Raw genomic sequence first — 7,497 nt, forward strand, 5'->3', positions numbered from 1 at the left:
TTCACCACCGTGATTGTGGATTCGTGGGGGTTCGAGAATCGTGCCCTCCACCACATCGGGCAGTGCTACATTGCCATGGGGAAACTCCAAGAAGCCGAAGCCTGGTATGAGGCCCTGCTGGGGGAAAAGCCCGACCTGCTCTACTTCAAGGGACTGGCGCAATGCAGGATTCTGAAGGAAGACTTGGAGGGAGCACGGCAGGTGCTGGAGAGCGCCGTCGCAGGAGGATACGAAGACGCGGTGGTCCACTTCCAGCTCGGCGAGGTATGGCGAGACATGGGAAACTTTGCTGAGTCCGTGCGCTGCTTCGCGAAGGCTGCAGAGTTAGCTCCTGCCAATGTGGATGTCCTGAATGGGTACGCGCACGCACTGATGGCGGCCGGTCAGTACGAGGAGGCCACCGAGGCGCTCAACAAGGCCCATGCCCTTGCGCCCTCCCATGTGGGGGTGGCAGTAGGTCTGCTGCGTGCCTATCTGCAGCTGGAACGACCAGACGAAGCGCGCGCCATGGTCGAGGTGCTCAGCGCGCTGGACATTGCCAATGCCCAGGCAAACCGAGAGGTGGGCGACGCGTGTGTGCGGCTCGGCCTGCACACGCACGCCATTGCCTTTTATGAGAAGGCCCTCGTTCTTGGTCCGCCTGAGGCGCGCGTCCTCGGAAACATCGCCTCCTGCTATGCGCACTTGGGGCACGCAGAAGCGGCCCGGCTGGGCTACAAGGCAGCCTTAGAGCTCGATCCAAGCTATGAGTTAGCAAGACGCAACCTGGCCGTCTTGAACAGGCTGACGGCGCCAGTAAAGGCTTGAGGGCACGAGTATGCCATCAGACAGTAAACCGACCCTTTGCCTCTGCATGATTGTCAAAGATGAGGCCGAGATGCTCCCGCGCTGCTTGCGGAGCGTGCAAGGCATTGTCGACGAAATCGTCGTGCTGGACACCGGTTCCGCCGACGCCACGCCGCAGATCGCTACTGAGTTTGGCGCAAAGGTCCACTTTCATCCCTGGAATAGCAGCTTCAGCGAGGCGCGCAATTACGCTCTGCAATTCGTGCAGAGCGACTGGGTGCTGGTGCTGGATGCCGACGAGGAGTTTGAGCGCGCCGACAGCGCACAGCTTGGCAAAGTGCTGCGCGGAGAAGGCTATGACGCCGCCCATCTGTCGGTTCTCAACTACATGCCGCAGGGAAGGACGCAGTTGTACTCCCCACGGGTGTTCCGACGGGGCAAAGGTCGTTATGAGGGGATTGTCCACAACCAGCTCCTCTACGAGGGAGCGGCACTGGTGACGGGGATCCGGGTCTACCATTACGGTTACGCCCTTGGTCCTGAGAAGCTGACTGCCAAGCAGGAACGCACAATAGGCTTGCTGCGCATTCAGCTGGAGAAGGACCCGCAGGATGTGTTTGCCTGGTACAACCTGATCCGCATGTATCGCATTCGCCGTCGGTTCGAACTTGCCGCCTGTACGGGGAGAGAGGTACTGGAAGACCTCTCTTTTGAAGGCAAAGAGCATATTTTCCTCATGATTTGCTATGACGTCGCGTGCTCATTTCTGGAGCTGGGGGACCTGCGGAGCGCGGAGGCCTTCTGCAGGAAGGCACTCAAAGTGGAGCCGGCCTACGTCGATGCCTTGTTCACTTTGGGCGTCGTGCAAAGCAAGATGTGCCAGTGGGCAAAGGCAGGGCATTCCTACCTCCACTTTCTCGAAACTCTGGCTTCGCTACGAGAATCACCGAGCTTTCATCGGCTGTGTCTTGACACCATGGACTATGACTTTCTGGCACATGCTCTTCTTGGCGAATGTCTTCTTCACATGGGGGCCTTCCCGCAAGCGCGCGACCATTTCGAGCGCGCCTTGGCGCTGTACGATGCCAACCGCCACATCTGGCCTGCTGAGGTCTGCCCGCACCCTGACATCCTCATGCAGATGGGCAAGGCGGCGATCGGTCTGGGACGGTTTGACCGGGCGTTGAGCTTCTTTGAGCAGCGCCTGCACCTTGGGGAGCCTACGCCACAGCTGCTCAACAACATGGCCGGGTGTTATGCAAAGTTGGGCGACCTTGACAGGGCAATCGAGGCTTACCAGCGCGCTCTGCGCCTGAACCCGCACTACGAGGAGGCGCGCCGCAACCTAGCCGTCATGCAACGCGTGGCAGGGAGCAAGACTGCCGCACCAACATCGCTCTCAAGGGTTTGAAGGGCCATTCGTTGGCAGCAGACGGCGCCGCTTCCGTGCGCAGCACAAACTATTCAAGTTTTGGACATTCCTGCCGATTATCCTGATGGGAAGGGAAGTGTGCTGCAAGAGAACAGCACGAAAGGAGGTGAAGTTGCGGAAAGGCATAGGGGTTCATTGGCGGGTGGTTGGGGGGAGAAGATGAGAGGCTCCCCTCGAAGCAAGGACGCTGATTTCATCACAAGGAGGTCGTTATGGCAGAGGTGGAACTGACGCGGATCAACACCAACATTGCCGCGTTGAACATGTTGAATGCTCTGACCAACATCAACCGCAATCTGAGCATTCACCAACTGCGTCTTGCCACCGGCAAGCGCATCAACCAGGCAGCCGATGATGCGGCCGGCCTGACCATTGCCAGCAAGCTGAAAGTCCGGGCCGATGGGCTTGGCGTGGCGCTGAACAACGTCGCCGATGCCAAGAACATGGTAGCGGTGGTAGAAGGCAACTTGACCAAGATACTGGACATCTTGGGGCAAATGAAGGCCAAAGCCACGCAGGCTGCCAACGACACCCTGGGTTCGGAAGAGCGTGCGGCCATCAACAACGAACTGGCGCAGCTGGCGGCGCAGATCGACGATGAGGTCGAGCAGGCTACCTGGAACGGCGTGCCAACTCTCAGTGGCGATAGCACGTCTTTTGTCTTTCAGGTCGGTGCGGCCACCACGGACGTGCTCACCTTTGACATGAAGAGTTCGGAGGTGGGCTACACCGGGGGTTACACTGCTGCCAGCCTGTCGGTGGACCAAGGCGGTGGCACCGTCACCATCGGCACCGCCTCGAGCTACTACGTGGCGCCTGGCGCTTACACGCTGACGGGCATCGCCGCCTCGGGCACCATCAACACCGGTTCGACCCAACTGAATGAGGGCTTTTACACGTTCGAGTTGGTCTCGGTGACCGGCGGCAAAGCCACCTTCCGCGTGTTGGACGGCAACGGGTCGCCGCTGCAGATTTCGTCGACCAGCAACGGCACCGGCGCTCTTGCAACCTCAGCCCAGGCGACGGTTACCAGTGGTTCCACGGCGACCATCGACACCGGGCGTGGGTTCAAGTTCAAACTGGGCGGGCTGGCCACAGGCGACACTGGCTCCTTTGTCTTCAAGTTCGACAAGGCCGGCAACAACGTGGATGACCACGACAATGCCGTAGCCTACATGAGCCAGATTGACGCGGCCATCACCAACGTCAACAAGGCACTGAGCTACATCGGCGCGCGCGTGAACCGCATGACGGTCCAGGAAGAGAACCTGATGATCGCCAAGGTCAACACGGAGGCGGCGCACAACCGCATCATGCACGCCGACCTGGCCTTGGAACAGCTGGAGGCCTCCAAGCTGCTCATCCTCCAGCAGACGGCTACCGCGATGTTGGCCCAGGCCAATGTTGGCCCCCAGGCAGTCTTGGCCCTGTTCAGGTAACCCTTTCCAGGAGAAGTGGGGTGGTACTCATAGGACCACCCCACTTCGCTGGCGGTGCCCCACCTGGCGATAAATAGGGAACGGCATGCAATGACGACGATCAGTAAGACAGACCCCTTCCTCAGGTACCGCGAACAGGAGATTCTCTCCGCTTCGCCGGAAAGGCTGGTGGTCCATCTGTACGACTTTATTCTGCGCTGTTGCGCGCGGCAGGACGGCTCCGGGGCGGCGCGCGCTCTGTCGGTGCTCATTGACGGCTTGAACTTTGATTACCCGGAGATTGCGGAGGGGCTCTTTCGCCTCTATGACTACTGTCTGCGGCAGGTGAAGAGACAGCGCTTTGAGGAAACGCGTACCATCATCACCGAGCTCCGCGCTGCCTGGGAACAGGCGACTGCCCGACCGGCGCTGTCGCCAGAAGGAGCAGCAATATGATCTCCCTTGACGCGCTGTTCAACCAGAGCTCGGCCATCGACGCCCTCGTCGACAAGTACATGGCGATCGAACGGAAACCCGTCACTGAGTTGGAGAACCGCAAATCCACTCTCAACGTGCGGGTCGCTATGTACCGGGACCTGAAGAACTACCTCACTTCCCTCAAGGCCCTTGTTGATGACCTGGCAGAGAGCAGCAGCGACTCCATCTTCAATGTGGTGAATGTAGTGAGTAGCAATGCCGACTTGGTGTCGGCTACAGGTTCCTCGGGAGCGGCAGCCGGAACCTACCTGCTGCGAGTTCGTCAACTTGCTACTGCCACTACCGTCAAGAGTAGCGCCGGGCTCAACACGGCGGCGGGGGTGGTCAGCAACGCGGAAGTGGTAGCTGGACAGGGTAAGATCGATACCTCGAAGAGCTGGAGCGAAGCAGGGTTTGACCAAACCCCTGATGGGAGCGTTACCATCAACGGCAAGGAATTTGTGTTGGCCGACTATGCCACCGTCGACGCGTTCATGGAGGCGGTGAAGGCTGACGAAACAGCGGCAGCCAACATCTACTACGATGCCCTGCGCGATCGCTTTGTCATCGAAAGTGATGAGCCAGGGGTGGACTTGGTGGTAAGCGAGACGCCGGAGACCTACGGCTTTCTGACTGCCACCAAGATTGCTTCGGGCACCTACACGACAAACAGGACTGGCGTGCAGGCCGATGTTCTCCTTTACCAGGCCAATTTTGACCAGCCTGTGGGACAGGACGAGTCGGGGAGTTTCAAGATCAACGGCGTCACCATTACGTGGGACGCAGACACCGATACCCTGAACACTATTATCGGGCGCATCAACCGCTCCGCCGCCGGCGTTACGGCCTACTACGACGATACGTTCGACAAGCTGGTGCTGACGGCTAATGCGACCGGGGCGGACGAGATTGCGTTGCAAGACGTCAGTGGTACCTTTTTGACGCAGACTCTGAAGTTTGCAGGGGCCCCCCAGACCGTGGGGCAAGTCGCGCGCTTTACCATTAACAGCACTTCTGCCGAAGACGAAATCACTAAAGATTCCAATACGTTCACGATAAACGGCATTACCTACACGTTGCGAGGGGTGACGGTTGCTAACGACGATTACGCTGACCCATCGACAACCGCCGTCACTATCAGCGCCAGGAAAGACACTAGCGCGTTGGAGGCCAAGATTCGCGCGTTCTTGAGCGCACTCAACACTGTTACCTCATACATCAAGGCGAAATCGGCGGTGGATAGCTCTACCTATGCACGCGGGGCCATGACAGGTGAGACGGTCTTTACCAGCCTGCGCACGCAGCTCCTCGGGGCCCTGTTGGGCCGCGTGCCAGGATTAGAGAGCGGCAAACCTTCGACCATGGCTGAGATTGGCATAACTGTTGATAGCACGCTGCAGGCCTCGTTGTCCGACGCCTCCAAACTCCGCTCGTGGCTCGAGGAAGACCCAGTGGCTGTTGAAAACCTTTTCAACTCCAGCGACGGAGTGGCCACGCGCATGGCGTCCCTGCTGGAGGCGTTCACGGAAACAGGCGGCATCGTTGATGACCAGCAGACGAGTCTGGGTGAGGAGCTGCAGCGCATTGACAAGAGGTTGGCGCGCCTCAACGAACAGCTCCAACGCCGCGAAGAGTACTACCGCAAGCAGTTGGCATCCATGCAGGAGGCCTTGTACGCGCTGGTACAGCAACAAAGTACCCTTTCTGGTTTCTTGAACAGTCTTAACTCTTGGAATTCGGGGTGATGGGGAGCCGGCTGGTGCCGGAGACTGATTATGGAGGTCCGCTGTGGAGATCACGCAAACTGAATCGGTCCGTGGCAACCTGCCCTTGATGATGCCTCCCGCTCGCCGAGATGTCTCGGTGGAAAAGTCGCGGCCACCCGTGGCAAGCGAAGCGTCGCCAGAACCCCGCAGTCGGAGGGAAGTGGAGTCAGGGGCGCCGGCAGAGCTCGCCACGGCGCTGAACGAGCTCGCCACCGCCATGAATGTTCGCATCGCGTTCCTGGTTGACCAGGCCACCGGGAAGACCGTTATTAAGGTCATCGACCAGGAGACGCAGGAGGTGATACGGCAGATTCCGCCAGAGGAAATGCTCCGTCTGGTGGCACGCATGTCGCGTCTGCTGGGTGTGTTGCTCAATCAAGAGGCCTAAATGGGGAGACTGGCAGAGTCTCCCGCGACCGGTAGGGACACGGTGGAAAGCGCGCAGCTCCTCCGCCAGGGTATAGAGCTCCTGGAGCAACTCGCGACGTATGACGCAGAGATGGAGGCCAAACTTCGCGACGGACGCGTGGAGGAACTTCCCTACCTCGCGACCCTGCGCAGCGAGGTACTGGCGCGCCTGGTGGCAATGGGAGGGGAGCTGAGCGCACAAAGTACTTGCCCGGAAGAGGTCAACACCTTGCGCTCCGAGCTGCGCCGCTTGGCGGAGGTTTGTTTCGCGAGGACAAGGGACAGCATTGCCTCATTGCAGCAAAAGATCCACCTGCTAGAGAAGGAGCAGGAGAGACTCCAGGAAAGGGTCCGCTCCTTGAAGCGCTACTTGGGTGCTCGCAACGGAGGCCAGACAGATCTGGTGTGTTGATGAAGAGGATAAGAGATGACCGTTAGGGAAATCAATGGTCTGCCGGAAGCCGAGGGGCTACGACCTCGGCAAACAGAACAGAAGAAGGCGCCACAAGGTGCCCCGCCAAGAGAGGTCGAGAAAGAACAAGGCGCTGCCGACCGAGTTGAGATCTCCGGTGAGGCAAGGAACCTGCTCACCAATGGGCCCAATGAATTGCATGGTGACCAAGAGCGGCGGGTCTCGGTTTTGGACGACCGACTCATGCGCCGAATTCTCGGGGAGCTGGACACCGAGGAGGAGCACAGGGCCGACAGGCTCGAAGAGGTCCGGCAACGCCTGCGCGAGGCCCACTACGAAAACCCTGAAGTCCTTTGGGAAACCGCACGGCGCCTCATTGACGAGATATTCGGGTCTCGCTAACGGGACACACAATGCGCGGAGGCTCTCGATCCCTTTAGCTACAGTCTTGCTCTGGCCCAGTTGTCAGGCTTGCTTCACATAGGATGGGTGACCAGATGGACGAAGTGTTGGCGCTAAGAGACTACCTCTACGAGACAACGGGGCTCTATTTGCCCAACGGTCGGCGCTATCTGTTTGAGGGCCAGTTTCTTGCGCGCATGGAAGCGGTGGGACTGCCGAACCTGGGGCAGTACCTTGCCTATCTCCGCAAGGAACAAAAGGGGAATGGCGAACTCGCCTGCCTTCTCAACGAACTGGATGTGGGTGCACTGAGCTTCTTCTCCGACCCTGTCAGATTCCGCGCATTAGGGGAGGTATTCATCCCAGACCTTGTGCGGCGACGCACGAACAGTGCCA

9 protein-coding genes are annotated in these 7,497 nt (G+C 59.3%); all 9 read left to right on the plus strand.

The genetic code is table 11. The features are described from left to right. Positions 1 to 807 (plus strand): tetratricopeptide repeat protein (locus H5U38_04495; protein ID MBC7186280.1); only part of this gene is annotated, 807 nt, incomplete at its 5' end. Between the two features lie 10 nt (positions 808 to 817). Further along, a complete protein-coding gene (locus H5U38_04500; protein ID MBC7186281.1) occupies positions 818 to 2,197 on the plus strand; it encodes a tetratricopeptide repeat protein in 1,380 nt (459 codons plus the stop codon). 233 nt (positions 2,198 to 2,430) lie between these two features. Next, positions 2,431 to 3,657 (plus strand): flagellin, encoded by a 1,227-nt coding sequence (locus tag H5U38_04505; protein MBC7186282.1) that lies wholly within the window; start codon positions 2,431 to 2,433, stop codon positions 3,655 to 3,657. 90 nt (positions 3,658 to 3,747) lie between these two features. Beyond that, positions 3,748 to 4,092, plus strand: coding sequence for a flagellar protein FliS (locus tag H5U38_04510; protein MBC7186283.1), 345 nt, complete (start codon positions 3,748 to 3,750; stop codon positions 4,090 to 4,092). After that, on the plus strand, positions 4,089 to 5,858 hold the full coding sequence (gene fliD / locus H5U38_04515; protein ID MBC7186284.1) for a flagellar filament capping protein FliD: 1,770 nt from the start codon (positions 4,089 to 4,091) through the stop codon (positions 5,856 to 5,858). Before H5U38_04510 ends, fliD begins: the two co-directional genes overlap by 4 nt. A gap of 43 nt (positions 5,859 to 5,901) precedes the next feature. After that, positions 5,902 to 6,267, plus strand: a complete 366-nt coding sequence (locus tag H5U38_04520; protein ID MBC7186285.1) for a flagellar protein FlaG — start codon at positions 5,902 to 5,904, stop codon at positions 6,265 to 6,267. Next, positions 6,268 to 6,699 carry a hypothetical protein gene (locus H5U38_04525; GenBank protein MBC7186286.1) on the plus strand — a complete coding sequence of 144 codons (432 nt, stop codon included), beginning with the start codon at positions 6,268 to 6,270 and terminating at the stop codon, positions 6,697 to 6,699. It abuts the gene before it with no gap. 15 nt (positions 6,700 to 6,714) lie between these two features. Next, the gene (locus H5U38_04530) at positions 6,715 to 7,101 is read left to right on the plus strand and encodes a hypothetical protein (protein ID MBC7186287.1); all 387 of its coding nucleotides are present in this window, start codon (positions 6,715 to 6,717) and stop codon (positions 7,099 to 7,101) included. Between the two features lie 95 nt (positions 7,102 to 7,196). Beyond that, positions 7,197 to 7,497 (plus strand): hypothetical protein (locus H5U38_04535; protein ID MBC7186288.1); only part of this gene is annotated, 301 nt, incomplete at its 3' end.

The organism is Calditrichota bacterium (assembly GCA_014359355.1).
In the GTDB taxonomy this organism is placed as follows: Bacteria; Zhuqueibacterota; Zhuqueibacteria; order JANLFK01; family Oleimicrobiaceae; genus Oleimicrobium.

Bases quoted from the DNA above. Each gene is read 5' to 3' on its own strand.
- fliD (MBC7186284.1), top strand. From the start codon at position 4,089: ATGATCTCCCTTGACGCGCTGTTCAACCAGAGCTCGGCCATCGACGCC.
- H5U38_04500 (MBC7186281.1), top strand. From the start codon at position 818: ATGCCATCAGACAGTAAACCGACCCTTTGCCTCTGCATGATTGTCAAA.
- H5U38_04530 (MBC7186287.1), top strand. From the start codon at position 6,715: ATGACCGTTAGGGAAATCAATGGTCTGCCGGAAGCCGAGGGGCTACGA.
- H5U38_04505 (MBC7186282.1), top strand. From the start codon at position 2,431: ATGGCAGAGGTGGAACTGACGCGGATCAACACCAACATTGCCGCGTTG.
- H5U38_04525 (MBC7186286.1), top strand. From the start codon at position 6,268: ATGGGGAGACTGGCAGAGTCTCCCGCGACCGGTAGGGACACGGTGGAA.
- H5U38_04510 (MBC7186283.1), top strand. From the start codon at position 3,748: ATGACGACGATCAGTAAGACAGACCCCTTCCTCAGGTACCGCGAACAG.